This is a genomic window from Citrobacter sp. Cpo100, from assembly GCF_030332595.1.
GTDB lineage: Bacteria > Pseudomonadota > Gammaproteobacteria > Enterobacterales > Enterobacteriaceae > Citrobacter > Citrobacter portucalensis.
Window position 1 is genome coordinate 825,503 of record NZ_JAOWHM010000037.1, and the last position, 24,676, is coordinate 850,178.

At 50.2% G+C, this 24,676-nt stretch carries 27 protein-coding genes and 1 pseudogene; 11 read left to right on the forward strand and 17 right to left on the reverse strand.

Annotated features, from left to right (window positions below):
• Positions 1-23: 23 nt before the first annotated feature.
• Entirely contained in the window at positions 24-770 is a 747-nt protein-coding gene (locus OGX96_RS19560; RefSeq protein ID WP_286584013.1) for a MipA/OmpV family protein, read from the reverse strand.
• 433 nt (positions 771-1,203) lie between these two features.
• Between OGX96_RS19560 and yeaG the strand changes: the two genes are divergently transcribed.
• Both yeaG and OGX96_RS19570 read left to right on the forward strand, forming a co-directional pair.
• Complete coding sequence (gene yeaG / locus OGX96_RS19565; protein WP_003030707.1) at positions 1,204-3,138, forward strand: protein kinase YeaG; 1,935 nt, start codon at positions 1,204-1,206, stop codon at positions 3,136-3,138.
• Between the two features lie 121 nt (positions 3,139-3,259).
• Positions 3,260-4,543: a YeaH/YhbH family protein gene (locus tag OGX96_RS19570; RefSeq protein ID WP_008784519.1), complete on the forward strand. Its 1,284-nt coding sequence runs from the start codon at positions 3,260-3,262 to the stop codon at positions 4,541-4,543.
• A gap of 94 nt (positions 4,544-4,637) precedes the next feature.
• Here OGX96_RS19570 and OGX96_RS19575 read toward each other — a convergent pair whose 3' ends face one another.
• Complete coding sequence (locus tag OGX96_RS19575; RefSeq protein ID WP_286584015.1) at positions 4,638-5,408, reverse strand: class I SAM-dependent methyltransferase; 771 nt, start codon at positions 5,406-5,408, stop codon at positions 4,638-4,640.
• Positions 5,409-5,572: 164 nt separating this feature from the next.
• Here OGX96_RS19575 and dgcJ point away from each other — a divergent pair, with 164 nt between their 5' ends.
• The 3 genes from dgcJ to OGX96_RS19590 all read left to right on the forward strand — a co-directional run bounded on the left by dgcJ (position 5,573) and on the right by OGX96_RS19590 (position 8,195).
• Positions 5,573-7,063: a diguanylate cyclase DgcJ gene (gene dgcJ / locus OGX96_RS19580; protein WP_008784517.1), complete on the forward strand. Its 1,491-nt coding sequence runs from the start codon at positions 5,573-5,575 to the stop codon at positions 7,061-7,063.
• Positions 7,064-7,107: 44 nt separating this feature from the next.
• A complete protein-coding gene (locus tag OGX96_RS19585) occupies positions 7,108-7,611 on the forward strand; it encodes a YbaK/prolyl-tRNA synthetase associated domain-containing protein (protein WP_286584017.1) in 504 nt (167 codons plus the stop codon).
• 137 nt (positions 7,612-7,748) lie between these two features.
• Entirely contained in the window at positions 7,749-8,195 is a 447-nt protein-coding gene (locus OGX96_RS19590; protein ID WP_003832453.1) for a DUF441 domain-containing protein, read from the forward strand.
• Here OGX96_RS19590 and OGX96_RS19595 read toward each other — a convergent pair.
• Positions 8,172-8,970, reverse strand: a pseudogene (locus tag OGX96_RS19595) (AraC family transcriptional regulator). The gene OGX96_RS19590 and the pseudogene OGX96_RS19595 overlap by 24 nt on opposite strands.
• A 99-nt stretch (positions 8,971-9,069) precedes the next feature.
• On the opposite strand from OGX96_RS19595, the gene OGX96_RS19600 reads away from it, so the two are divergent.
• Positions 9,070-10,257, forward strand: coding sequence for a CynX/NimT family MFS transporter (locus OGX96_RS19600; RefSeq protein WP_286584019.1), 1,188 nt, complete (start codon positions 9,070-9,072; stop codon positions 10,255-10,257).
• 37 nt (positions 10,258-10,294) lie between these two features.
• Here OGX96_RS19600 and OGX96_RS19605 read toward each other — a convergent pair whose 3' ends face one another.
• Positions 10,295-11,002 (reverse strand): CTP synthase C-terminal region-related (seleno)protein, encoded by a 708-nt coding sequence (locus OGX96_RS19605; protein ID WP_020996459.1) that lies wholly within the window; start codon positions 11,000-11,002, stop codon positions 10,295-10,297.
• Positions 11,003-11,200: 198 nt separating this feature from the next.
• Here OGX96_RS19605 and OGX96_RS19610 point away from each other — a divergent pair, with 198 nt between their 5' ends.
• Complete coding sequence (locus tag OGX96_RS19610; RefSeq protein ID WP_003832445.1) at positions 11,201-11,548, forward strand: DUF488 domain-containing protein; 348 nt, start codon at positions 11,201-11,203, stop codon at positions 11,546-11,548.
• A gap of 7 nt (positions 11,549-11,555) precedes the next feature.
• Here the strand turns inward: OGX96_RS19610 and OGX96_RS19615 are convergent, their stop codons facing one another.
• The gene (locus tag OGX96_RS19615; RefSeq protein WP_079935322.1) at positions 11,556-11,804 is read right to left on the reverse strand and encodes a putative hemolysin; all 249 of its coding nucleotides are present in this window, start codon (positions 11,802-11,804) and stop codon (positions 11,556-11,558) included.
• Positions 11,805-11,990: 186 nt separating this feature from the next.
• Here OGX96_RS19615 and OGX96_RS19620 point away from each other — a divergent pair, with 186 nt between their 5' ends.
• The 3 genes from OGX96_RS19620 to yoaJ are packed head-to-tail and all read left to right on the forward strand — an operon-like array spanning position 11,991 to position 13,239.
• Positions 11,991-13,016 (forward strand): sensor domain-containing diguanylate cyclase, encoded by a 1,026-nt coding sequence (locus OGX96_RS19620; protein ID WP_020996460.1) that lies wholly within the window; start codon positions 11,991-11,993, stop codon positions 13,014-13,016.
• Between the two features lie 47 nt (positions 13,017-13,063).
• The gene (locus OGX96_RS19625) at positions 13,064-13,162 is read left to right on the forward strand and encodes a YoaK family small membrane protein (RefSeq protein WP_032941789.1); all 99 of its coding nucleotides are present in this window, start codon (positions 13,064-13,066) and stop codon (positions 13,160-13,162) included.
• A 2-nt stretch (positions 13,163-13,164) separates the two neighbouring features.
• Entirely contained in the window at positions 13,165-13,239 is a 75-nt protein-coding gene (gene yoaJ, locus OGX96_RS19630; RefSeq protein WP_095533175.1) for a protein YoaJ, read from the forward strand.
• Between the two features lie 48 nt (positions 13,240-13,287).
• Here the strand turns inward: yoaJ and OGX96_RS19635 are convergent, their stop codons facing one another.
• Positions 13,288-13,536, reverse strand: coding sequence for a GlsB/YeaQ/YmgE family stress response membrane protein (locus OGX96_RS19635; protein ID WP_003832440.1), 249 nt, complete (start codon positions 13,534-13,536; stop codon positions 13,288-13,290).
• A gap of 361 nt (positions 13,537-13,897) precedes the next feature.
• Between OGX96_RS19635 and fdhF the strand changes: the two genes are divergently transcribed.
• On the forward strand, positions 13,898-16,045 hold the full coding sequence (fdhF, locus tag OGX96_RS19640) for a formate dehydrogenase subunit alpha (protein ID WP_286584022.1): 2,148 nt from the start codon (positions 13,898-13,900) through the stop codon (positions 16,043-16,045).
• Between the two features lie 52 nt (positions 16,046-16,097).
• On the opposite strand, the gene OGX96_RS19645 is transcribed toward fdhF, so the two are convergent.
• The 11 genes from OGX96_RS19645 to OGX96_RS19695 all read right to left on the reverse strand — a co-directional run bounded on the left by OGX96_RS19645 (position 16,098) and on the right by OGX96_RS19695 (position 24,493).
• A complete protein-coding gene (locus OGX96_RS19645) occupies positions 16,098-16,742 on the reverse strand; it encodes a hypothetical protein (protein ID WP_103285073.1) in 645 nt (214 codons plus the stop codon).
• A 218-nt stretch (positions 16,743-16,960) separates the two neighbouring features.
• Positions 16,961-17,143, reverse strand: a complete 183-nt coding sequence (locus tag OGX96_RS19650; RefSeq protein WP_003832433.1) for a DUF1869 domain-containing protein — start codon at positions 17,141-17,143, stop codon at positions 16,961-16,963.
• A gap of 3 nt (positions 17,144-17,146) precedes the next feature.
• Entirely contained in the window at positions 17,147-17,509 is a 363-nt protein-coding gene (yeaR, locus tag OGX96_RS19655; RefSeq protein WP_003030735.1) for a DUF1971 domain-containing protein YeaR, read from the reverse strand.
• Positions 17,510-17,682: 173 nt separating this feature from the next.
• Positions 17,683-18,321, reverse strand: coding sequence for a leucine efflux protein LeuE (leuE, locus tag OGX96_RS19660; protein WP_048227040.1), 639 nt, complete (start codon positions 18,319-18,321; stop codon positions 17,683-17,685).
• Between the two features lie 139 nt (positions 18,322-18,460).
• The gene (zinT, locus tag OGX96_RS19665; protein ID WP_286584025.1) at positions 18,461-19,111 is read right to left on the reverse strand and encodes a metal-binding protein ZinT; all 651 of its coding nucleotides are present in this window, start codon (positions 19,109-19,111) and stop codon (positions 18,461-18,463) included.
• Positions 19,112-19,188: 77 nt separating this feature from the next.
• A complete protein-coding gene (locus OGX96_RS19670; RefSeq protein ID WP_003832425.1) occupies positions 19,189-19,704 on the reverse strand; it encodes a phospholipase D family nuclease in 516 nt (171 codons plus the stop codon).
• Positions 19,705-19,735: 31 nt separating this feature from the next.
• Positions 19,736-20,323 (reverse strand): ATP-binding cassette domain-containing protein, encoded by a 588-nt coding sequence (locus OGX96_RS19675; RefSeq protein WP_008784505.1) that lies wholly within the window; start codon positions 20,321-20,323, stop codon positions 19,736-19,738.
• Positions 20,307-21,101 carry an ATP-binding cassette domain-containing protein gene (locus OGX96_RS19680; protein ID WP_008784504.1) on the reverse strand — a complete coding sequence of 265 codons (795 nt, stop codon included), beginning with the start codon at positions 21,099-21,101 and terminating at the stop codon, positions 20,307-20,309. The genes OGX96_RS19675 and OGX96_RS19680 overlap by 17 nt, the downstream gene beginning before the upstream one ends.
• The gene (locus OGX96_RS19685) at positions 21,095-21,907 is read right to left on the reverse strand and encodes an ABC transporter permease (protein ID WP_008784503.1); all 813 of its coding nucleotides are present in this window, start codon (positions 21,905-21,907) and stop codon (positions 21,095-21,097) included. Before OGX96_RS19685 ends, OGX96_RS19680 begins: the two co-directional genes overlap by 7 nt.
• Complete coding sequence (locus tag OGX96_RS19690; protein WP_198802052.1) at positions 21,897-22,871, reverse strand: ABC transporter permease; 975 nt, start codon at positions 22,869-22,871, stop codon at positions 21,897-21,899. The genes OGX96_RS19685 and OGX96_RS19690 overlap by 11 nt, the downstream gene beginning before the upstream one ends.
• Positions 22,871-24,493 carry an ABC transporter substrate-binding protein gene (locus OGX96_RS19695; RefSeq protein WP_198802051.1) on the reverse strand — a complete coding sequence of 541 codons (1,623 nt, stop codon included), beginning with the start codon at positions 24,491-24,493 and terminating at the stop codon, positions 22,871-22,873. The genes OGX96_RS19690 and OGX96_RS19695 overlap by 1 nt, the downstream gene beginning before the upstream one ends.
• Positions 24,494-24,676 lie beyond the last annotated feature (183 nt).

Consider the following 24,676-nt stretch of genomic DNA (forward strand, 5'->3'; position numbering starts at 1 on the left):
CTAGTGTTTGACGCGCAGTAGCATCAGAACTTGTAGGTTACACCCACCGAGAAGATGCCAGACCAGGACTTATCGACCATCGGGCTGTCCTTCACTTCATCACTCAAGCGCACATAACGGCCAGTTCCGTATACGTTCCAGTTTCCAATGAAGTTATAGCTCGCGGTCAACTCCAGGTACGGATCCCATCCATCGTCAGCGTTGTAGCTTTTCAGACCACTGCGGCGAGACTCGTGATTGGAAACGCCATAATAATAGTCGTTGTAGTTTTCGCTGCTGTACTGCAAACCGATACCCGGCGTCAGAGTCAGCCCACCATTAGTGTAACGGTAGAGCCAGGCCAGATCCCAGATAAAGCCATTGCTGTTATCCAGAGTATCACCCGCCAGTGCAGTACGCAGGAAACCATACTGGGTGTTATGTACATACGAGAGGCCAGCCATCAAGCTGCTTTTACGCTTGTCGAGTTGGCGCAAAGCATGGCTATCGCTATCACCCGGCTTGAAATGCGTCGGATCATAGTACGCCATGATGGAAAGCTTATCTGCCGTGTCATTCCACAGATAGTAGCCGCCACCCAAGCCGTGGAACCAGACATTATCGCCTTCATAGGTGACAACCGGAACAGGGTAAACATCGCGGTCATACTGTTTGTACGGGCTGTTAATCACGCCGACACCCGCGCCAACAGTCCACTGACTTTCCGCCTGTGCGGTGCTAACTGCGGTTGCGGCAAGGACGCCAAGTGCCAGAAGTTTGAGTTTGGTCACAATCCATAATTCCTTATTCAAATGTGTAGCGGTCAAAGTGTAACCGCCAATACGCTTCAGCCCAACTATTTTACGTATTCGCCCCAGAATGTAACCCCCTAATTTCTCAGCGAGTGATGACATTTTGCTTGCAGGACGGTGAACACCGCATGAATCCCGCTCCAATTCTTTACATAAGATGTGCTTTTTTTGCTGATGAGTTATTGATATGCCATTGAAATTCATTTGCGCACACAGGCAAGTTTTGCAAATGCCATCTACGCTTAATTTTAGAAGGTGTATCACCGAATACGTTGATCTCCTGACCACCAAAATGGCATGAGAGTTGCTTATTTATTCAGCAGAGACGTCGTTCAGTTTACCTCTTCAGGGGCCTCTACTATTCATATGAACGGCTCTTAACATGTGCTAAAAAACGAAAGGACGGCATACCATGAATATATTCGATCACTATCGCCAGCGTTATGAAGCTGCCAAGGACGAAGAGTTCACGCTGCAGGAGTTTCTTACCACTTGTCGGCAAGATCGCAGTGCTTATGCCAACGCGGCAGAGCGGCTATTAATGGCTATTGGTGAGCCTGTCATGGTCGACACTGCCCACGAACCTCGACTTTCTCGACTCTTTTCGAATCGGGTAATTGCACGCTATCCCGCCTTTGAAGAGTTTTACGGCATGGAAGACGCCATTGAGCAAATTGTTTCTTATTTGAAACATGCGGCTCAGGGTCTGGAAGAGAAGAAGCAGATCCTGTATCTGCTGGGGCCTGTGGGAGGGGGGAAATCATCTCTTGCTGAGCGACTGAAGTCGCTGATGCAGAGAGTACCGATTTATGTCCTGAGTGCCAATGGCGAACGTAGCCCGGTCAACGATCATCCGTTATGCCTGTTTAATCCGCAGGAAGACGCGCAGATCCTGGAAAAAGAGTATGGGATCCCGCGTCGCTATCTCGGTACGATCATGTCGCCCTGGGCTGCGAAACGTCTGCACGATTTCGGCGGGGACATTACAAAATTCCGCGTCGTCAAAGTCTGGCCGTCTATTCTGGAGCAGATCGCAATCGCCAAAACGGAGCCTGGTGATGAAAACAACCAGGATATTTCTGCGCTGGTCGGGAAAGTGGATATTCGTAAACTCGAACACCACGCCCAGAACGATCCTGATGCCTACGGTTATTCGGGTGCACTGTGTCGTTCAAACCAGGGGATTATGGAATTCGTTGAGATGTTTAAAGCACCGATTAAAGTGCTGCATCCTCTGCTGACCGCCACCCAGGAAGGAAACTACAACGGGACAGAAGGTATCTCTGCCCTGCCGTTTAACGGGATTATTCTTGCCCACTCGAACGAGTCCGAATGGGTAACGTTCCGTAATAACAAAAACAATGAGGCGTTTCTTGACCGTGTTTACATCGTCAAAGTGCCTTATTGCCTGCGTATCTCTGAAGAGATCAAAATTTACGAAAAACTGCTTAACCACAGTGAGCTGACCCATGCGCCTTGCGCACCGGGCACACTGGAAACGCTCTCTCGCTTTACCATTCTTTCTCGCCTGAAAGAACCTGAGAACTCGAGCATTTACTCGAAGATGCGCGTTTACGATGGCGAAAGCCTGAAAGATACCGATCCGAAAGCGAAATCCTATCAGGAGTATCGGGATTACGCCGGGGTTGATGAGGGAATGAACGGTCTTTCCACGCGTTTCGCATTTAAGATCCTCTCTCGCGTCTTTAACTTTGACCATGCCGAAGTGGCAGCTAACCCGGTACATCTGTTTTACGTACTGGAGCAGCAAATCGAACGTGAACAGTTCCCGCAGGAGCAAGCTGAGCGTTATCTTGAGTTCCTGAAAGGCTATTTGATCCCGAAATATGCTGAATTCATCGGCAAAGAGATCCAGACGGCTTATCTCGAATCCTATTCCGAGTACGGACAGAACATTTTCGACCGTTATGTCACTTATGCGGATTTCTGGATTCAGGATCAGGAGTATCGCGACCCGGATACCGGTCAGCTGTTTGACCGCGAGTCACTGAACTCAGAACTGGAGAAAATTGAGAAACCGGCGGGTATCAGTAACCCGAAAGATTTTCGTAACGAGATCGTCAACTTTGTTCTGCGTGCCAGAGCGAATAACAGCGGTCGCAATCCAAACTGGACCAGTTACGAAAAACTGCGCACGGTCATTGAGAAGAAAATGTTCTCCAATACCGAGGAGCTGCTGCCGGTCATTTCGTTCAATGCTAAAACCTCGACTGACGAGCAGAAAAAACACGACGATTTTGTCGACCGTATGATGGAAAAAGGCTACACGCGTAAACAGGTGCGTTTACTGTGCGAATGGTATTTGCGCGTACGTAAATCGTCTTAACATAAGTGCCCGGTGGCGCATGCGCTTACCGGGCTTGCAAAACAATGTTCCGTAGGCCGGATAGCGCCAGCGCCATCCGGCACTTACAGACATGGCGAACAGTTGGCAGTACGGGGGGCTTATGACCTGGTTTATTGACCGGCGTCTTAACGGCAAAAACAAGAGCACGGTAAACCGCCAGCGCTTCTTACGCCGTTATAAATCGCAAATTAAACAGTCGATCTCCGAGGCCATTAACAAGCGTTCGGTGACTGATGTGGATAGCGGCGAATCTGTCTCTATTCCGACTGATGATATTAGCGAACCAATGTTTCATCAGGGACGTGGTGGCCTGCGCCATCGCGTGCATCCGGGTAACGACCATTTTGTGCAGAATGACCGCATTGAACGCCCACAGGGCGGCGGTGGCGGTTCAGGAAGCGGACAAGGCCAGGCCAGCCAGGATGGTGAGGGTCAGGATGAGTTCGTCTTTCAGATCTCTAAAGATGAATATCTCGATCTGTTGTTCGAAGATTTAGCACTTCCTAACCTGAAGCAGAATCAGCAGCGTCAGCTAACGGAGTACAAAACGCACCGGGCAGGTTTTACCTCTAACGGTGTGCCTGCCAACATCAGCGTGGTGCGATCCCTGCAAAACTCACTGGCGCGCCGCACGGCGATGACAGCGGGTAAGCGTCGCGAACTGCATGCTCTCGAAGCGGATCTGGAAACCATCGCGAAAAGCGAACCAGCACAGTTGCTGGAAGAGGAACGGTTACGCAAAGAGATTGCCGAACTACGGGCAAAAATCGAACGCGTGCCATTTATCGACACCTTTGATTTACGCTACAAGAATTATGAAAAACGCCCCGACCCTTCCAGCCAGGCGGTAATGTTCTGCCTGATGGACGTTTCTGGTTCAATGGATCAGTCGACCAAAGATATGGCTAAACGTTTTTATATCCTGCTGTATCTGTTCTTAAGCCGGACCTATAAGAACGTGGAGGTGGTTTATATTCGCCACCATACCCAGGCGAAAGAAGTGGATGAGCATGAGTTCTTCTACTCTCAGGAAACCGGGGGAACCATTGTCTCCAGTGCGCTGAAGTTAATGGATGAAGTGGTGAAAGAGCGCTACAACCCTGCCCAGTGGAACATCTATGCTGCACAGGCATCGGACGGTGATAACTGGGCTGATGATTCACCGCTGTGTCATGAGATTTTGGCGAAAAAACTGCTGCCAGTGGTCCGCTATTACAGCTATATCGAAATCACTCGCCGCGCTCACCAAACCTTGTGGCGTGAATACGAACATCTGCAATCAACTTTTGATAACTTTGCGATGCAACATATTCGCGACCAGGATGATATTTACCCGGTATTCCGCGAACTGTTTCATAAACAAAGTACGACCAGCAATAGTTAACCACCTAAACAAATCAGCCAGAGGTTATCTTCTCTGGCTGATTTTTTACGGGTGCTGTTTTTTCATCTTATCAATATTCATCCGTTTATCCTTTTTATTTTCCCTTTACAGAGCAGCAGGCAATGTAATTGAGTTGATGACGTTGCGAACGGAAGAAGCGAAACATTTTCAGGAAACGACGACGATTTTTGCTCGTGCGTAAGCCGTTAAACACAATTTTTACCGCCCCCGTAAGCCCTTCATCACGAACTAATCCGCGCGGCGACATCAGCGACATGTTGCCATTCTGCTGCAGGACCTGTTCGAACCCGCAGTTAAGAAACAAATCACGCCAGCCTTGTCTGGTCATTGGGCTAACGTTTGATTTCACCACATCGACAAGCTGGCCCTGATCGCCCGCGCCCAGTTTTTGGGCGGTGAACATAATATCGTGGGTGAGCAGACGCCCACCGGGCTTCAACACGCGATAATATTCGGCAATTAACTTCGCCTTCGCTTTATCGGCATACATTGTCAGCATGGCTTCGTTAATCACAACATCGAAACTGCTATCCGCAAAAGGAAGAGTGTTGGCGTTAGCAGCCATCACATGAATATGATTTTCCAGACCATTTGCCGCTACGTTATTCCTTGCATTTGACAGTGCGGTTTTATCCATATCAATGGCGTATACGGTACAGCCATAGCGTTGAACTAACTCTATCGCCGTCGTGGCCATGTTGCACGCCACTTCAAGTACCTGGCTGCCGGGCGTCAGCTGTGACTGGCTAAACAACCATTCTGTTGCTTCAACACCGCCCGGACGCAGACGGGTTTTGCCCAGGCTGGCTAAAAATGTATGACCCGCTTTTTCAGTCGCGCTCATTGGCCTGTCTCCTTTTTATAAGTTGCATTATAAATACAACATTAAGAGTTAAAGGTGAAGTACGCGAATGATTTTTATTTCAAAATGTCCTTTCCCGTAGCGTTAGAGCGGATGTATGCCGTGTGATAGACTGAAGTATCAGACTTACAGGGCTGTAAATCATTATGAAATTGCATCATAAAGCGCTCAGGATCTTTATCTCAGTCAGCGTAATTGTTTTGACATCTTCTTTTTTGGTTTATGAGCTCATTGCTAGTGATAAAGCAATGAATGCGTACATGCGCTATATCAATGAGAAAGCCGACTCCTCGTTTCTCTATGATAAGTACACAAATCAGAGCATCGCAGCCCATCTGATGCGCACATTTTCATCCCCTCAGGGGCCTGCTTCTCTCGAACAGCAAAAAGTACTTTGCAACGCTTTCGACAGCGTTAACGGCACTCATGGACTCAATCTCACTAAGCGCAACTATCTGCCATTACACGGTACGTTGCAGACCACCTCAACAAAATGTAGCGAACAGCTTGATGACATTTTTCTGCTGCCCTCTTTTGACCGGGCGGTCAATGTTAATCGCCAGCAGAAAGATTACGGTCAGGGATTAGGGACGCTGGAGTATAAATTTCGATATTACGTCGATCTCAAAAATAACTACGTTTATTTCTATGATGTGATCGACTCGCGGAAATTTGCGATACACAACTGGTCGTTTTTGCAAAAAGGTACGTTGGGAATCGACCAGAATGATATTGACGGTATTTTTACTGGCCGCACGGTGATCTCCAGTATTTATGAAGATAACCTGACCGAGAAAAAGGTGATGAGCTTTTTAACACCGGTTTACTACGCCAATAAGCTAAAAGGCGTGGTGATGGTGGATATTAATAAAGAGAATTTACAGAATATTTTCTATACCAGCGACCGCCCTCTCGTCTGGCGTTATCTTAACGTAACGGTCTCTGACACCAGTTCAGGTAAAGAGATCCTCGTTCACAAAAGTGAAACCGATCTGTTCCGCTATGTTCACTATGAGAAGGACATACCTGGCGGTATACGTATCACCCTCTCACTTGATGTTATGTACTTTATTGTCTCGTCCTGGAAGATATTCGCCTTCTATCTACTGGCAACGATATTGCTGCTGAATATGGTCAGAACGCATTTTCGCTTGTATCACAACGTCACACGGGAAAATGTCAGTGATGCGATGACAGGGCTCTACAACCGTAAAATTTTAACGCCAGCGCTTGAGCAGCGTTTGCAACAGTTGGTGAACACAGGAACGCTCGTGACCTTTATCGCCATTGATTGCGACAAACTAAAAGTTATTAATGATACGTTGGGGCATAAGGAAGGCGATCGCATTATCACCATTTTGGCCAAAGCTATTCAAACGTCCATTCGCAAAAGCGACTATGCCATCCGCCTCGGCGGCGATGAGTTTTGCATTATCCTCATCGATCACCCCAGTGAATTAACGCCCCGCCTGCTGGAGAGGATTCGCTATAACTTACAAATTATTGCGCAAGATAGATCAATCAGCTTCTCTGTCGGGATTTATAATATGCAGCCAAACGACACCATTGATGATGCCTACAAAGCATCTGATGCACAGCTCTACCTGAACAAACAGAAAAAACGCACCGATGCGTAATTATTTTTCTGACAGGATTTTCATTGTTGTACCAGGAGTAAGTCATGACGGAAGTAAACAAAGGTAACGCAACGCACCAGCGTTTAATCTCCCTGTTGTCAGAACACGGTGCGACCTACCGCGTAGTCAGCCATGAAGCCGTAGGCAAATGTGAAGCTGTCTCTGAAATTCGCGGTACCGCACTGGGTCAGGGTGCAAAAGCGCTGGTCTGCAAAGTAAAAGGCAACGGCGTCAATCAGCATGTTCTGGCGATCCTCTCTGCCGATCAGCAGGCCGACCTGAGCCTGTTGGCCAGCCATATTGGCGGGTTGAGAGCGTCACTTGCCAGCCCGGCGGAGGTAGATGAACTGACTGGCTGCGTATTTGGCGCTATCCCACCGTTCAGTTTTCATCCGAACCTCAAGCTGGTCGCCGAACCGCTGTTGTTTGAGCGTTTTAATGAAATTGCGTTCAATGCCGGAATGCTGGAAAAATCCGTGATCATGGATACCGCAGATTACCTGCGCATCGCACAACCGGAATTAATCCCGTTCCGCAGAGAACAATAACTGCACAAGTTAGCAGTAAAAAACATCGCTTCGTGCGTTAGCCCAAAAAAATCATAATCATTAAAAAAAGCCTGTTCGGTCACGCATTTACGCGTACAGTAAGCAGGCTTATTTTTTCTTTTGGCAAGGAAACTACGATGTTTGATGTCACTCTGCTGATCCTGCTCGGATTGGCAGCTCTGGGCTTTGTCAGCCACAACACCACTGTCGCTGTTTCAATTCTGGTGCTGATAATAGTTCGTGTTACCCCACTGAATACCTTCTTTCCCTGGATTGAAAAACAGGGCCTGACCGTCGGGATTATAATTCTGACCATTGGCGTCATGGCGCCGATCGCCAGCGGAACGCTACCGCCCTCCACGCTCATCCACTCCTTTGTGAACTGGAAATCACTGGTTGCTATTGCCGTTGGGGTATTTGTCTCCTGGCTTGGCGGACGCGGCGTTACGCTAATGGGTAGCCAGCCTCAGCTTGTTGCTGGTTTACTGGTGGGCACGGTACTGGGCGTGGCGCTGTTTCGCGGTGTGCCAGTGGGGCCGCTTATTGCGGCAGGTCTGGTCTCATTGATTGTTGGGAAGCAGTAGCCAGCCCGTTCAGATAACGGCCTGGTGTCTGTCCCAGGCCTTTTTTGAACATAGTGATAAATGCCGTGGTCGAATCGTACCCGAGCATTTGCGCGACCTGTTGTACATTGCGACCATCAATTAACGCCTGCAGCGCCAGAATCAGCTGGAGCTGGTGACGCCAGCGGCGAAAACTCAACCCCGTTTCTTTGACGACCAGGCGAGCAAGGTTACGTTCACTCATCGCAAATACGCTGGCCCATTGCCCCAACGTCTGCCATTGTGCAGGCTCTCTCGCCATCGTTGCGACCATTCTGCGAATTTTCGGGTGATCGGAAACCGGCAACTGCATTTGCTCCTGGGGTTGCTGCGGCAGTTCATCAAACAACACTTGCGTCAGCCGCTGGGTTGCCGGCTCCAGCCGTTGGGCATCCGTTTTGGATGCCAGCGCCAGAATAAGCTCCCGGCACAACGGAGCAATTTTCAGCGTGCAGCAACGATCGGGCATCACGACGGCCTGCGGCTCAATAAACAAAAAGCACAATTGTGCGCCAACGGTAACGTGGTTGCTGTGTGGAATTTCACCGGGGATCCACACCGCATATTGCGGGGGCACCATCCACATAGCATTCTCAACCTCACAGGTGATCGCGCCATGCAGCGCCAGAATCAACTGGCCTTTACGGTGCTGATGCAGCGGACTGAAAAGTTCATCTTCCCGGGCCTGAATACAAAACGCCACCGCTGCATCGTGGTGAAGATCGGGTTCGTATCCATCCAGCCTCAGTCCTAACATAAAAATGTCCGATTTAAGCGATAAACTGTCATTTTAGCTTGATTCATCCATTGAGTAAAAACGCTAAGGTATCGCCTCGCCTGACGATATGAGAAAAAAATGACAAATACACCTTCCTCCCGTGGCAAGAACGCAGCGTTGCTGATCGCGGGGATCCTGATGATTGCCACCACATTGCGCGTCACCTTTACCGGTGCAGCCCCGTTGCTGGATGCAATTCGCGCCGACTACGGTCTGAGTACCGCCCAGACGGGGCTTCTGACCACCCTGCCACTGCTGGCTTTCGCACTGGTTTCACCTCTGGCTGCCGCCGTTGCGCGCCGTTGGGGTATCGAACGCAGCCTGTTTGTTGCTATGCTACTGATTTGCGTGGGTATTGCGATACGTTCGCTGCCCTCACCAGGGTTCCTGTTTAGCGGCACCGCTATCATTGGTTGCGGAATCGCATTGGGAAATGTGCTTTTACCCGGACTGATTAAGCGTGATTTTGCTCAGCATGTGGCGAAACTCACTGGCGCATACTCGCTGACCATGGGCGCAGCAGCGGCACTGGGTTCCGCCATTGTGGTACCGCTGGCGTTGAACGGGTTTGGCTGGCGCGGTGCGCTGATGGTACTGATGGCCTTTCCGCTGCTGGCGCTGATTATCTGGTTACCCCAATGCCGCCAGACGGCCAATGCCAGCTTGAGCAACTCGCGCGCTCTGCATTCCCGCGCGATCTGGCGCTCCAGCCTCGCCTGGCAGGTGACGCTGTTTCTGGGGATCAATTCGCTTATCTACTACGTCATCATCGGCTGGTTGCCCGCCATTTTGATCAGCCACGGCTACAGCGAGGCGCAGGCCGGTTCGCTGCATGGTTTACTGCAGCTGGCGACCGCCGCGCCGGGATTATTGATTCCTCTCGTCCTGAACAGATTTAAGGATCAGCGCGCCATCGCCGCTCTGGTTTCATTAATGTGCTCCGTCGGCGCGGCGGGATTCGCCATAATGCCCGACCAGGCATTGCTATGGACCATCCTGTTTGGCTTTGGCTCAGGCGCGACGATGATCCTCGGCTTGACCTTTATTGGCCTGCGCGCAAGCTCAGCGCATCAGGCTGCTGCCCTCTCCGGCATGGCACAATCTGTTGGGTATTTACTGGCCGCCTGCGGGCCACCGCTGATGGGGAAAATTCACGACCTCAACGATAGCTGGCTGATTCCTCTTGGCGGGGTCGCCTTGTTAGCGATGCTGATGGCGGTATTTGGTTTGTGCGCGGGGCGCAATCGGGAGATCGCGAGCGCATAATGCACAGGGCAGGTTCGTGAACAACCTGCCCGTTTTTTTATCCGCGCGCGGCGCGCAGCATCGCCTGAACTAACGGCACGGGTTTTCCCGCCAGCGCTCCGCGTTCATGCTGAAAGAGCGTGCCAACATAAAATGGATGCGTCACCAGCTCAATGGCACGAATATCACCAGCCTCATCCCAACCGGTCACCCGAAGATCGCCGCTTTCAAGCTCGGCGGCAAAATCCTCCGATACGCCATAGTTGCAGTGATATCCCTCGGTGATAACATCCCGCCCGTAGGCTTTGGCAATCAGCGTATTGGCCCGCAGCTCAATATCATCCGTTTTTTCTACCAGCGAGCAGGTCAATGGTGCTATCACCATCCGACCCGTGGTGTCCGTCTCGGCGTGGGCGGCATCGCTCCAGCCCAGCACGTTGCGGGCGTACTCCAGAATCGCATGTTGAAAGCCGCCGCAGGTCCCCAGGAACGGGATGCTGTTTTCACGCGCGTAGCGTATCGCTATCAGCGCCCCTTCAAGATGGCGATATGGACTGCCTGGAACGACCCAGATGGCATCATAGCCAATCAAGTCCTCACTGCTGTTGATATCAGATGTGGTTAGCCAGTCGTAATCAGCCACCAATTCCAGGACGGCGGCAGCATCATCGATAGCAAGGGGAATAGCCTGGTGCGCCACAATATCGGGGCTGTAATCGCCCACCAGCGCAATGCGAAGCGTATCTTTAATTGGGGAAATTTCCATTAAGCTTTCCTTGTGTCCTGACAATAAGGGACAGCATAAGGAGCCTCAGCCTACCGACTTTTTAGTGGTATCACAATCCCTTAAATTGGGAGTCAGGACAGGCAAAATGCTATAATGGTCACGTTTTACGATCTTATTTAACCGTAATAAAGTTGATGATAAATACCTGAGCGGTAGCTGAAAGGAGCGGATGAAGAGATGAAGATTCAGTGTAAACGCGTGTATGACCCGGCAGAAAAAAGCGATGGTTATCGCGTGTTGGTCGACCGGTTGTGGCCACGCGGGATAAAAAAGACTGACCTTGCTTTCAACGAATGGAATAAAACGCTGACGCCATCCTCTGAATTGCGCAAAGCATTCCACGCAGAACTGATCGATTTTTCACACTTTTCCGAACAATATCGCGCAGAGCTGGCCCAACAGCAGCAGGAAGGAAAGCGCCTCGCAGAGATTGCCCGACAGCAAACCTTAACGCTACTGTATGCAGCGAAAAATACCCAGCAAAACCACGCGCTGGTGCTCGCTGAGTGGCTACGTCAATGCTGACCGCGTATTACTTGGCCGTTGCCGGATGATCTCTACGCCAGAGTGACCATTCATCAATTACTTCCCCGTTGGGTAGTTTGCAGTCAGACTTAACACCTTGCGGAGTCTGCACCGCAATCAGCGAGCCGCCCTTTTGTTCGCAATACACCGATGCTGGATTCGCCATGCCAACTTTCGGTGGCACAGGCGCTTTCGGTTCTGTGGTACACCCCGCCAGCACCAGCAAGCCGGGCAAAACAATAGATGCCAGTTTCATATTTACTCCTGTTAAAAACCTTATCCTGGCAGGTTACCCCGACTTTCCATCTATCTCCATGTTTTCCTGCCAGCTATCCATTTTATGTTTACATTCTGTGCTGGATGGCGTGTTTCATCTTTCACCTTGATGTTCTATCATGCGGGCAACGTCAGCCCAGTCATTACTCAGGAGCATTTACATCTCATGTCGGACATGATCCTTGCCAGAGTCTCACAATCCTTAGCCACGGAGCAGTCTGTTGAAAGTCTGGTTCGGCAACTTCTGGAGATGCTGGAGATGGTGACTGAGATGGAATCGACCTACCTGACCAAGGTCGATCTGGATGCCCGTCTGCAGCATATTCTGTATGCACGTAATAGCCGCCAAATGCAGATCCCCGAAGGGCTATCCGTGCCGTGGGATGAAACGCTGTGCAAACGCGCTATTGAGGAAAACTGTCTGTACAGTGACAACGTGCCCGCACGCTGGCCGGAATGTACCGCCGCTCGCGCACTGGACATCACCACCTTTCTGAGCACTCCCGTTCATCTTCCTGACGGAACGTTTTACGGTACACTCTGCGCTACCAGCCGCCGCCAGCAGGCATTGAGCCAACGTGGAGAACAAGTATTACATCTGTTTGCCGGTCTGATCGCCCAGTCGATTCAAAAAGAGTCGCTGGTCGCTCAGTTACGCGAAGCTAACGCCGCGCTGATTGCTCATTCCTACACCGATGCGCTGACCGGGTTACCGAACCGGCGCTCGATTTTTGAAAATGTTGAAACCCTATTTTCGCTTGCCCGACATCTTCGGCAGAAGGTCGTCGTTGCCTATATTGATTTGGATGATTTTAAACTGATTAATGACCGTTTTGGTCATGAGGTTGGTGACCAGTTCCTGATCCAGATTGGGCAGCGCCTGCTCCGTGAATGTAGTGATAATGACATTCTCGGTCGACTGGGCGGCGACGAATTTTTAGTCGTTCGCCTGTCAGCGGAAGATGAACTTGATCAGCTTATGCGTCTGCAGCAGGTGAAAAATCAGCTGCAACAGCAGATTTGCGGTGACTACCACCTGGGTGACATTCATCTGTTTTATCCTGGTGCCAGCCTGGGTGTGGTGGAAATTGATCCGCTGGAGACTGATGTAAACTGTGCGCTTCATCTTGCAGACAGCGCAATGTATCAGGATAAAAAGCGTCAGGATAAAACCCCTTTTGTCGTACATTAAGCCCTGCTATGCTGGCTCGTCTTTAAATAACTCTGGTAGATAATCGTATGCGACTCGGTATTATTTTCCCTGTCATTATTTTCATTTCCGCTGTCGTTTTCTTATCCTGGTTTTTTATTGGCGGCTACGCTGCGCCGGGAGCATAACGATGAAAAAAACAACGATTATTATGATTGGCGTGGCGATCATCGTGGTTCTGGGCACGGAACTGGGGTGGTGGTAACCAAAATAAAGGCCACTTATCAGTGGCCCCTATTGTCTGTATGTTTAGTTAGCTTTTGATTTTTCTATAGATAAACAACACCACAATCGCACCGATAACCGCTACGACGAAACTGCCGAAGTTGAAACCATCAACTTTACCAAAACCAAAGAAGGTACTGATCCAGCCACCCACTACCGCACCGACAACCCCTAAGATAATGGTCATAAAGAATCCGCCGCCATCTTTACCCGGCATAATCCATTTTGCCAAAATCCCAGCGATAAGACCGAAAACCACCCATGAAATAATGCCCATAATTTTCCTCACTTATGTTTTTAAATTAACGATTCACTCGTTGTATAAAAGCATAGCATAGCGCTGAAAAATTAAAATTTGTGATCGTCGTCACTTCATATTTTCATCTTTTTCCGATGTTTCATAAGGTTATGACTGCTGACCGGCAGGCTAAATTTTTGCCGCTCCTCGTCATTAATGTCGAATCGTCAGTCATTATGCTTAACTCTTTTGCCGTTAGCCCCGTTATTGCTGGGTTTTCACTTCTGGCACACTTTATGCTTAAACAACCCGTCGCTACGACAAATCGTAGTCCGCGGTGCTTATCGCGCGGCTGCGTCTACAATTCGCGCTATTTCAGCATTTAACAGGTCTGTTATTGATGAAAAAAATCACCAGTGTTTGCCCATACTGTGGGGCCGGGTGCAAGCTCAAGCTTGTTGTCGAAAATAACAAAATCATCCGCGCCGAAGCCGCAGAGGGTGTAACGAACCAAAATCAGTTATGCCTGAAAGGCTATTATGGTTGGGACTTTCTTAACGACACACGCCTTCTGACTCCCCGTCTGACTCGCCCGATGATCCGTTATGAAAAAGGTGGCAAATTCACGCCCGTTAGCTGGGATGAAGCCATTCGTTACACCGCAAAACGCCTGTCTGAAATCAAAAATACCTATGGCCCTCGCGCCATCATGACTACCGGCTCTTCCCGGGGAACCGGAAATGAAACTAACTACGTGATGCAAAAATTCGCACGTGGCGTACTTCATACCAATAATGTCGATTGTTGTGCCCGCGTCTGTCACGGTCCTTCCGTTGCCGGGTTACAAGAAACGTTAGGCAATGGCGCCATGAGCAATTCCATCAGCGACATTGAAAACTCAAAATGTCTGCTGATCTTTGGTTATAACTGCGCCGACTCGCACCCGATCGTAGCCCGCCGGGTAATTAAAGCTCGCCAGAACGGTGCAAAAATCATTGTCTGCGACCCACGTCGTATTGAAACCGCCCGTATTGCTGACCAACATTTGCAGTTGAAAAATGGTTGCAACATGGCGCTGGTTAATGCCTTCGGTCATGTTCTTATCGAAGAGCAACTCTACGATCGCGAGTATGTGCAAAAGCATGCGGAAGGGCTGGAAACATACTGGGAAACCGTTAAGGACTATGCGCCTGAAGCCGTTGAACATTTGACCGGCGTTCCCGCACAGCAGGTTCGTCAGGCAATGCGTACATTTGCCGCAGCACCATCGGCAACCGTAATGTGGGGGATGGGCGTCACCCAGTTTGGTCAGGCCGTTGATGTGGTTCGCGGTTTGTCGAGCCTGGCGTTGTTGACCGGGAATCTGGGTCGCCCTAACGTCGGCGTTGGTCCGGTGCGCGGGCAAAATAACGTGCAGGGTGCGTGCGATATGGGGGTACTACCTAACCAGTTCCCGGGGTATCAGGACGTGACCGATTCCGCCGTCAGGGAAAAATTCGCCAGCGCATGGGGCATTGACGTTAATCAGATGGATGACAAGGTTGGAACGCGCATCACTGAAGTTCCGCATCTGGCTCTCGAAGGCAAAATAAAAGCCTACTACATCATGGGAGAGGATCCGCTGCAAACCGAGGCCGACCTGGGCCTGGTTCGGGAAGGGTTTAACGCGCTCGATTTTATCGTCGTGCAAGACATCTTCATGACTAAGACAGCGGAAATGGCCGACGTCCTCCTGCCCGCCACCTCATGGGGCGAACATGGCGGCGTATTTACCTGCGCCGATCGCGGCTTCCAGCGTTTTGAGAAAGCGATTGAGCCCACCGCTGATGTGAAACGTGACTGGGAGATCATCAGCCTTTTGGCCAGCGAAATGGGCTATCCAATGCAGTATCAAAATAACCAGCAAATCTGGGATGAGATGCGCGACCTGTGCCCGCTGTTCTACGGCGTGACCTATGAGAAAATGGGGGAAATGGGGCATGTTCAGTGGCCGTGCCCCGATCTCGATAGTCCTGGTACGCCGTACCTTTACGCGCACAGCCAGTTTGATACCGCCAACGGCAAAGGCAAACTGTTTGCCGCTCCGTGGCGAGCGCCCGCAGAAGTTCCGGATGACAATTATCCGCTGGTACTGTGTACCGTGCGTGAAGTTGGGCATTACTCCTGTCGCTCGATGACCGGTAACTGCGCAGCGTTACAAGCGTTGGCTGATGAACCAGGATATGTGCAAATCAATACCCATGATGCCGAAAAACTCGGTATCCGTCATCGTGATCTGGTGTGGGTCAGCTCGCGTCGGGGTAAGGTCATCAGCCGTGCGGATGTATCCGAGCGTATCAATTCTGGAACGGTGTATATGACCTATCAATGGTGGATTGGTGCATGCAACGAGTTGACCCAGGATAACCTCGATCCAATCTCGAAAACGCCGGAAACCAAATATTGTGCCGTAAATATCGAGCACATTAGCGATCAGAGATGGGCTGAAAAGTATGCCGCTCAATCGTATAGCGACATGAAATCACGCTTATGTGAGGCCATTGCGTAATTCCCCACCCTCGCCACCTGAGTCTGGATACCCAGACTCAGATTTTATCTCATTACTTTACCAGGTGTGGTTCACTGAAGCGGATGGAGGCAGATTCCTCCTGCATATCCCGCTGCATAAAACCGAGGTTCATCAGAAACAGGCCAGCCATAAACGGTAGTTCGTACAATTCTTCAATCATATCGCCATATTGGACATTGTGCAGGAAGATGGGAGCCAGCAGACGATGATGCTCTACCGTATCGGAAATCAAAAATGCGCAGGCGGTGATCGCCAGCAGCCAGAGCGGTAGCGGTTCATTACGCACGCGTCGGACAATATCCAGGCGTAAGCGCTTCGACAACAGCACCGGCAGAATAATCATGGAAATCATTACAACAGAGATAGCTCTGAACAGAAGTTTAGGCTGCTCCGGGAAATAGTCACGGCCCCAACTGGTGCTTCTCCCCAGCAATACCAACCACCACACGGCTGCCCAAAGCCAAAATTGCTTCTCGCCTTCAGGGCGTGATAAAGGCCGGATATAGCCAAGGGTAAATACGGCACCAAACAGTAGCCATAGCGCCTGCCCATTTTCGATCCATCTGACGACAGTGCCGTTAAGCAGCGGAAGATTCCAGTTCGCGGTGAACGGGATCGCCACAATGACCAGTCCTAGAATAAGTGTGGGGAATGTAATTTGGGTATTCAGTTTCATAAGCGCGATGTTCTGTATTGTTACTGTTTTGCGATCATAACTCCTGTGAATGATCGACAATTAGCATTCAATGCGAATTCCTTAAGGTATTCTTAAGGAATCTTTTTTCGGACATCACTACGTTCAACACAAATAAAAAAACCGCACGGCGCCGTCAAAACGCTGTGCGGTTAGTACATTAAAATTCTGTGTATTCAATCAGTAAGAGTATTTAACGCCTACCATCCGCAGACTTCATGCTCATTCTCGGTATCGTACGAACGAACGGTATTGACCAAGTCTTTGACCACTTCTGCTGCCACATCCGGCACCAGTAATGTCATCGGCGCTTCTGTTTCATAATCAACAGAAACACCGTTACTGTTATTGGTCACGGTTACGGTATAGGTTGCTTTACCCATGATTTACTCCTTGCCGGTGCGCACGACTTTTCGTTGATTTGCACTCTCCATCAGAACTTCCGGGGCAACGAAAAAATCGATATTAAAGTAAGTGTCGTCGGTCATCACTTCGATGTTATGCCATTTTTCCGGCGGAAAAACGCCAAACTGACCGGCTTCAATAACCATCACCTCTACTGGCTCCGGACTGTGTTCATCGGCGTATCCGAGATATTTGACCGCCCCCTGCATAACCGAAAGTCGTGGATAAACCCCGGCACGAGTTCCTTTATCAAGGTGGCGTTCGAAAATTCCGGCAGGCGCAGTTTCTTTGTTCCAGAATGGTGTAGAGCGTGTATGGATATGATTCTGTGGAATTTGAAGCATTTTTCTTCCCTTTTCCAGTCGACAACCAGCGAGTCTTATTGAATCGCTGCTGTACACAGGGTACGCCTCAAAATATACATTTAAAATACCATTTATTGGTTATAACCCTACAATTACAAATGAAAAGCAAAGTGTCATATTGAAGGCCCGCCGCAACCAGCGGGCCGATAGCATCACGACTGAAGCGTGGCCAGACGAGCGGCAAAACCAACGAAAATCAGGCCGATTAGGGAATTACCCACTTTGGCCAGTTTTTTCTTCGTGCGAATATACTGTGTCACGAACGCGCCGGAGAAAATAAGGAAGCTCAGATAGAAAAAGCTCACTACTTCAAGCGTAATGGCCAAAATAAAGAATGACAGCCCTGAGTGCGGTGCATTGACATCAATAAACTGCACAAAGAACGAAACATAAAACAAAATAGCTTTGGGATTCGTCAGGCTCAGAATTAATGCTCGCTTAAAAATAGCGCCAAACGGGACTTCCTCGGCCGCAGCATCGCTTGCTTTCGATTTCAGTGTCGCATACAGGATCTTCGCACCGAGGTACAGCAGATAAAACGCGCCAAGATAGCGAACGATGTTGAACAAAACGGGCGTTGTTTTGATCAATGCGGCAACACCGGCATAGGCCAAAAACATCAACACGGCATCACCGATAAACACACCGCTTGCGGCGAGATAACCACCCTTCACTCCCCGACCGACGCTGTTCTTCAACACAAATATCGTATTTGGCCCCGGTACCAACACGATAAAAATGGCTCCCACCAGATACGTCCAGTAATTCAGAACTCCATACTCTGCGAACACGTTAACCTCTTCCTGAAAAAACACATGCACTTGCTGCGATACAATATGCTAACGAATGCATCGGGTGATGGAAAGAGAAGGTTATGAATTAAAAAACCCGCCACTGGTGACGGGTGTGTACAGATAAGGTTAGCCCGGATTAATGGTGCAGCATCTCATCCACAACCTCTTCTCCCTTCAACTGATAAGGGTAGTAGGTAGGCCAGTTTTCCATCTCTTCAAGCAAGGCTGCCTGCGAGGTATTTCCCATAAAGATATGGAAGTGGCTCGATTTACGCGGCGCGATAATATGATCGCTAAATTGCACATATTTAGGCGCTTTGCTGTCAGCAGCTGTACACTCAAACAGATACCGTACACCTTTCTTGCCTGATTTATAATTCAGGATTTTATATCCGGCGTAGTCGTATTTACATGATGCAACCTGATTCCCGGTATGAAACTCCATCACGCCATTTTCAATACCGATAGTGTCTACGTTGGTTGCATAGCCTGTACGGTAATACGCTTTGATTTGTTCTGCCGTTTTGCTTTTATCTTTCTCCGCTTTCTTTTTGAATACTGGGTCAAGTTCGCCGCTGACCAGATACGGATAAACAGATTGCCACATGCCATCCCAGTCGGTCAGCGCCCTGTTCTGCACCTGGTTGTCATCAAATACCCCTTCCGACGCCTTTTGTTCTGCTTCACTCATTGGCGCACCATGGGAATGATGACCATGCGCCAGAACCGAACTACTGACTAAAAGCATCCCCAGAGCGATTGTCAGTTTCTTAAAACGAATAGCCAAAATTTCACCCTCAAATCATTTGCGAGTGAAATGTTATAATATAACATCACATTTAAATCAACGGCGTTGTGAAGCATTTAACCGCTCTGGTGCGCGATTTTCCAACGGCTGTCAAAATGGGCCTGATACTGCGCAACAACGGCAGGTTCGTCACGAATAACTAACACATTTTCAGAGTTGGCAAATTCTGCGGATTTGGCAAAGTTGAACGAACCGGTTTCCAGCGTGTCGCCATCAATAATCATTACCTTGTCATGCTGGATGTGGTAGTGACCATCCAGTTGCACATCAACCCCATTCGCGGCAGCAAACGCGATGGCCTTCTGGCTAACCTTGCCCTGGTTACGTTTCTTATCGATCACAGCCCGAACCACTACGCCTCTCTTTTCAGCGTTTACCAGGGCCTGAACAATATCTGCAGACTGAAATGAATAAGCCATCATATCGATGCTGTGCTGCGCATGGTTAATTGAATCCAGCACTAAAGCCCGAGCCGACCCTTCCGGTGAAAAACCCACCTGAATGGAAGCATGTGCTGCAAAAGCACCCGCCCCGTACATTAGCGCAGCCACAGCGATAGTTTTTACGATCACGTTAGTTATTTGCCTGAAATGCGAAAGAGACCTAAGAGAGTAGCGCTCGCGTGCAGATCTGATCAAGCAGCGCCTGCTGATGACTGATAATGAGCATACCCAATGGTCGACGCTGAGATTCTTCAAGCAGCAGCGCCCAGATATCCCGTTGAATAGAAGGATCAAGCTGGGCAGTAATTTCATCAGCAATAAGAAAACGTGTCCGCGGGTCCAGCGCGCGAAGTAAAGCAATTCGCGCCAGTTCACCACCAGAAAGTTGTCCGGGACGGCGGGTTAACCACTCTGGATTGATGTGAAGACGGGTAAGCATTGCAGCATCCGGTCGCCATGCATCATGCACCGCATCACCGGTGCTGCGTCGGGGGTTAAAAGTTAATTCTGGATGCTGTGGCACCAGTTGCACCGGACAATACTGGTGCATCGGCAACGGTTGGTCATCAATCAGAATGTCACCGGAAGTTGGTTTCTGCCAGCCCGCCAGCACGCGTCCCAGCGTCGTTTTGCCAGTTCCACTGGGCGCACAAATCCCAATACGTTCTCCAGGGCGTAGAGAAAAGGTCAGATTTTGCCACAGAACCTTTTCCCCTTGACGGATTGTTACATCACGACAGCACAGCATCGCGCTCTCCAAAAAGTTGATTTCTTTCAGGCAGCGCCCGCCATTGTCGTTGCAGGTGTTCGCTAATCTCTCCGCGTAACAGCTGTTCCCGGCTGACGTTATCCGACACCCTTCCCTGATGCAGCGCAACAATACGATCCGCATGGCGGGCCGCCAGCGTGAGGTCATGCGTTACCCACAAAACACCAGCCCCTTGCTCACATTGCTCACGCAACTGTTCAAGCAGTTGATTAGCGAGAGGTGCATCAAGCCAGGCGGTAATTTCATCCGCCAGAATATAGCGAGCCTGACTCAGAGACGCATGACAAGCCAGAACACGTTTTGCCATACCGCCTGAAAGCTGACGCGGAAAAGCATCTAATACGCGACTTTCCAGTCGGCTACGCTGGAGCAATCGTTCAATTTTTCCGGCATTCCACTGCTGGTCAGAAAGCTGGCATGCCCTGCGCAGATGCTTTTCAATCGAGAGCAGCGGGTTAAGTGCCTGAATACCTTGCGGGACGTAGCTGAAGGTATTGCCACGACATTTGCGAATATCATCACTGCCCAGCGCTTTACCTTCCAGGGTAATAACGCCGTTGAAACGCAAATTGTCTGGTAAGAGATCGAGCAGACATTGCAGCAACAGGCTCTTACCTTCCCCACTTCCCCCAACTAGCGCCACCATCTGACCAGGCGCTACGTCGAAAGAGATATCCTGCAACAGCGAAGACCAGTTTTTCGCGCCGTACCAGCGATAACGCGCCACGTCCAGCGAGACCTGCCTTAAACTCAACATGCGTCACCTCGTAACCATAAACGATGCACCGCCCTTGCGAGCTGATCGAATAACATCACCAAACTGAACAGCATCAGTCCTGGAAACAGCACTAACCACCAGTCGCCATGACTGATAAACCTCAGCGCATCCGCCAGCAGCAGGCCCAGCGACGGTTCATGCGGTGCCAGTCCAAAACCGAGGAAGCTTAACGCCGCGCTGTGTAACACCGCATGGGGAAACATCAGCAATGTCCCGGTTAACCACTGGGGTAACAACGCCGGTAGATAGTGATGCCGCCAGCAGTAAAAATGGCCGTGTCCCAGACGCCAGGTCAACGTCAGATAGTCACTGTGGGCCACGCGCTGCGCTTCAGCACGCAGGATCAGCGCCAGACGCGGCCAGTGCGTTAGTGCAACCGCCATGATTACCCCGTTTTTCCCACCACCCAGCGTAAAACAGATCAAAATAAGCAACAGCAGATGCGGCATCGATAGCATGGCATCAGTAATTAGACGCATAAGCACATCCAGACGTGGATGTATGCGCGAAACCGCCGCCATCATTAACGCAATGAAACCGCTGCACAACGCCGCACCAATACCAATTTGCAGACTGGTTAGTGCCCCCTGAAAACAACGGATCCACAGATCGCGACCGAGGTTATCGGTGCCAAACCAGTACATCGCATCAGGTGGAAGATGACGGGCAAGCAGATTAACGCTCAACGGGTTATCCAGCATTGCGGCACCATACACTGCAATGAATAACAGGCAGCTAAAAGAGAACAAAAGACGAATTAGCGTCGGCGTCGGGTTATAGAGCATCAGGTCGCTCCAGAGCACGGTTCAACATACGGACAAGCCAGGTAGACAGCGAGTTGCCAATGAACACCAGTACGGTACTGAACAACACAATCCCCATCAGTAACGGCAGATCGCCGCGTAACCCGGCATCAATGGTGGCCTGCCCCAGTCCTGGATAAGCAAAGACTTTTTCGGCCAATAGTGCACCTCCCAACAGTTCTCCCAGTGAGGCAAACTGCAAACACAGCGCAGGCGTAATTGCATGACGCAGAACCTGATGGCGTAACAGTGACCAGCCTTTATCTCCCTGGGAACGCGCAAAACGGACAAATTCGCTTTTCATTACGCTGGCGATGCTTTCCCGCGTGTGAAGCGTAATTTGCCCCAGTCCCAGCAAACTGAGCGCGCAAACGGGAAGCACCAGATGACGCAGACGCTCGGTCAGCGTCACCATATCGCCGCTGTTGCCCGGCTCCCACGCGCAGCAGACCGGAAATACCGGCCAGCGCACGGCAAATAACGCCAGCAGCAACATGCCAATCCAGAAGGTCGGCAGCGCAGAAAGCAGATAGCTGATGCGACAGATTGCTTTGTCCGGCCAGCGATTCAGGTAGCGACCCGCGACAAATCCCATTGCCGTTCCCAATATGCCGGAGAGTAGCCACGCGCCGCCAAGCAGCGCAAACGAGGTGGAAAAGCGTTCCTTGATCACGCTGGCAACCGGCGCATTAAACAACATGGAATAGCCGAGATCGCCCTGCAATACACGAACAAACCAGTGACCAAAACGCTCCCATAGCGGCTGGTCCAATCCCCAGCGAGCAGCAATGCGTGCATATTGCTCCGGCGGCACATGCAGGAGATCGTTGCCGATATAAGCGCGAATCGGATCGACTGGAGAAAAACTGAGCAGCACAAAAGTGCCAGCCGCAACCAGCACTAATAGCACAATCAGCCGTAGAAAATGGCCCACAACAGACTTCATCAACGGCAGGTCCAGGTCCATTCGTCCAAATTATTGAGCAGTGACCAGCTACCGTGAATCTCCGGTGCGCCTTTGCCTAAATCAATACACGGATTTGCCAGATAAGTGTGCTGAATATTCAGCAGCCATGCCCAGGCAGCATCGCCCTGCACGCCAGCCCCTTGCTTACCATCCCACTCCACCTGTTGCCAGAAAGGTAACGCCTTTTGCCAGTCTGGGGCGTCGATAGCCTGTTTAAGGTGCTGTTCAACAACAGGATTGCTGTAATAACCTGGGTTGTAATATTCCACGCCCGCGGCCTGATTACTGTAATGATGGAAAAGCTCCATCGGATCCAGGCTTCCCCAACCAAATAACGTCGGGTTCGCATGCATGTGACGTTCAACGGTTTCCCAGCTTCCTGACTGTAGTGATACCTGAATGCCCACCGGTTCCAGCATTGCGCGAACAGCTTCGGCTAAATCCCGGCGCGTACTGTCACCGCTGGCGTACCATAAAGTCAGTCGAGCCTCTTTGCCGTCTTTCACTCGCACGCCATCTTTACCTACCTTCCAGCCGGCTTCTTCCAGAATCGTACGTGCTTTTTCGCTATCACCATCTTTGAACGCAACGGATTGCCCCTGCCATGGCAGCCCCTGCACTGCGCTATACGCAGGAATCGCATGACCCTCCATGACCTGATCGGCAAGCTGCTTACGGTCGATGGCATAGTTGATGGCGCGCCTGATGGCACCATCGGCAGTGATATCGTTCCCAATCGGATAGCCATTGGCATCTTTTTTACCTGCAGGAACCATCGGGAACACAATGCCCCGGTTTTCCACGCTATCGCGTACCCAAAGTTTCAAATTTGTCTGCTGAGGAGCGACCGCCATCGACGGCGCGATACGTACGAGTCCCAGTTGGCCACTGCGCGCTGCGGCATAAGCGTTATCTTCATCAAGGAAGACAAACACCAGCTTACTGAAATCATTTTTCTTACCGGCATACCAGGGATTAGCCTCCACGATCAACTGCTGTCCCGGCTGAAAACTCACCAGCCGATAAGGACCTGCGCCAATCGGATTTTTGGCAAATGTTTTTTCGTCATACCGTTTCGCCGGAACAATACCCAAAGAACCCAGCACATTCACAAAGGTGCTCTGTGGGCTATTCAGCGTAATTTCTACCGTACGGTTATCTTTCAGGCTGGCATGGGTGAAGTTTCCCATGTCGATTTTGCCGCCGCTTTTTGCTGCTTTGTTATAGGTGAACACCACATCTTCAGCGGTTAGCGGGGAACCATCAGAGAATTTAAGGTCAGGTTTTAACGTCAATATCCAGGTTTTGCCGTCTGCGCTGGTCTCTACTTTTTCCGTCAGCAGGTTTCCCCAGCTCATATCTGCATTTTGTTTTAATAATGGTGCATGCAAAAGCAAATAGCTGCCATGACTCCAGCCCAGCATCGGGTCAAACCCTTCCGTTGGTTCTGGTCCAATTGCCAGTTTTAACGTCTGCCCTTCGCTCGCATTTTGCGCGGCAAGAAGTGGTGAGGTTAATGCGAGAGTCAATGCGCACGTAAGCAGTGCCAGCTTGCCTTTGATCATTATGTTATCCAGATTTACGTTATTTTTATGCCGCATAACGATTTACCGTCGTTAAGCAGTCTCCTGGGGAAGGGATTATGGCGGACAGAAATGACGAAAAAAATGATGCGGCGCAGAAAAGTATGACGATTTTCTAAAATTATCATACTTTTTTCTGATACTCCGTTATGAGTACGATGTGAATCTCAGAAAATAGATTAATCCCTCGCCATTTATTCA

Coding starts and splice junctions, on each gene's coding strand:
- OGX96_RS19570 (WP_008784519.1), top strand. CDS start 3,260: ATGACCTGGTTTATTGACCGGCGTCTTAACGGCAAAAACAAGAGCACG.
- dgcJ (WP_008784517.1), top strand. CDS start 5,573: ATGAAATTGCATCATAAAGCGCTCAGGATCTTTATCTCAGTCAGCGTA.
- yeaR (WP_003030735.1), bottom strand. CDS start 17,509: ATGCTTCAAATTCCACAGAATCATATCCATACACGCTCTACACCATTC.
- OGX96_RS19575 (WP_286584015.1), bottom strand. CDS start 5,408: ATGAGCGCGACTGAAAAAGCGGGTCATACATTTTTAGCCAGCCTGGGC.
- OGX96_RS19625 (WP_032941789.1), top strand. CDS start 13,064: ATGCGACTCGGTATTATTTTCCCTGTCATTATTTTCATTTCCGCTGTC.
- OGX96_RS19680 (WP_008784504.1), bottom strand. CDS start 21,101: ATGTTGAGTTTAAGGCAGGTCTCGCTGGACGTGGCGCGTTATCGCTGG.
- OGX96_RS19590 (WP_003832453.1), top strand. CDS start 7,749: ATGTTTGATGTCACTCTGCTGATCCTGCTCGGATTGGCAGCTCTGGGC.
- OGX96_RS19620 (WP_020996460.1), top strand. CDS start 11,991: ATGTCGGACATGATCCTTGCCAGAGTCTCACAATCCTTAGCCACGGAG.
- OGX96_RS19615 (WP_079935322.1), bottom strand. CDS start 11,804: ATGAAACTGGCATCTATTGTTTTGCCCGGCTTGCTGGTGCTGGCGGGG.
- OGX96_RS19685 (WP_008784503.1), bottom strand. CDS start 21,907: ATGCTCTATAACCCGACGCCGACGCTAATTCGTCTTTTGTTCTCTTTT.
- OGX96_RS19585 (WP_286584017.1), top strand. CDS start 7,108: ATGACGGAAGTAAACAAAGGTAACGCAACGCACCAGCGTTTAATCTCC.
- fdhF (WP_286584022.1), top strand. CDS start 13,898: ATGAAAAAAATCACCAGTGTTTGCCCATACTGTGGGGCCGGGTGCAAG.
- OGX96_RS19645 (WP_103285073.1), bottom strand. CDS start 16,742: ATGAAACTGAATACCCAAATTACATTCCCCACACTTATTCTAGGACTG.
- OGX96_RS19610 (WP_003832445.1), top strand. CDS start 11,201: ATGAAGATTCAGTGTAAACGCGTGTATGACCCGGCAGAAAAAAGCGAT.
- yeaG (WP_003030707.1), top strand. CDS start 1,204: ATGAATATATTCGATCACTATCGCCAGCGTTATGAAGCTGCCAAGGAC.
- OGX96_RS19605 (WP_020996459.1), bottom strand. CDS start 11,002: ATGGAAATTTCCCCAATTAAAGATACGCTTCGCATTGCGCTGGTGGGC.
- OGX96_RS19600 (WP_286584019.1), top strand. CDS start 9,070: ATGACAAATACACCTTCCTCCCGTGGCAAGAACGCAGCGTTGCTGATC.
- OGX96_RS19650 (WP_003832433.1), bottom strand. CDS start 17,143: ATGGGTAAAGCAACCTATACCGTAACCGTGACCAATAACAGTAACGGT.
- OGX96_RS19695 (WP_198802051.1), bottom strand. CDS start 24,493: ATGCGGCATAAAAATAACGTAAATCTGGATAACATAATGATCAAAGGC.
- OGX96_RS19690 (WP_198802052.1), bottom strand. CDS start 22,871: ATGAAGTCTGTTGTGGGCCATTTTCTACGGCTGATTGTGCTATTAGTG.
- OGX96_RS19675 (WP_008784505.1), bottom strand. CDS start 20,323: ATGCTGTGCTGTCGTGATGTAACAATCCGTCAAGGGGAAAAGGTTCTG.
- OGX96_RS19635 (WP_003832440.1), bottom strand. CDS start 13,536: ATGGGCATTATTTCATGGGTGGTTTTCGGTCTTATCGCTGGGATTTTG.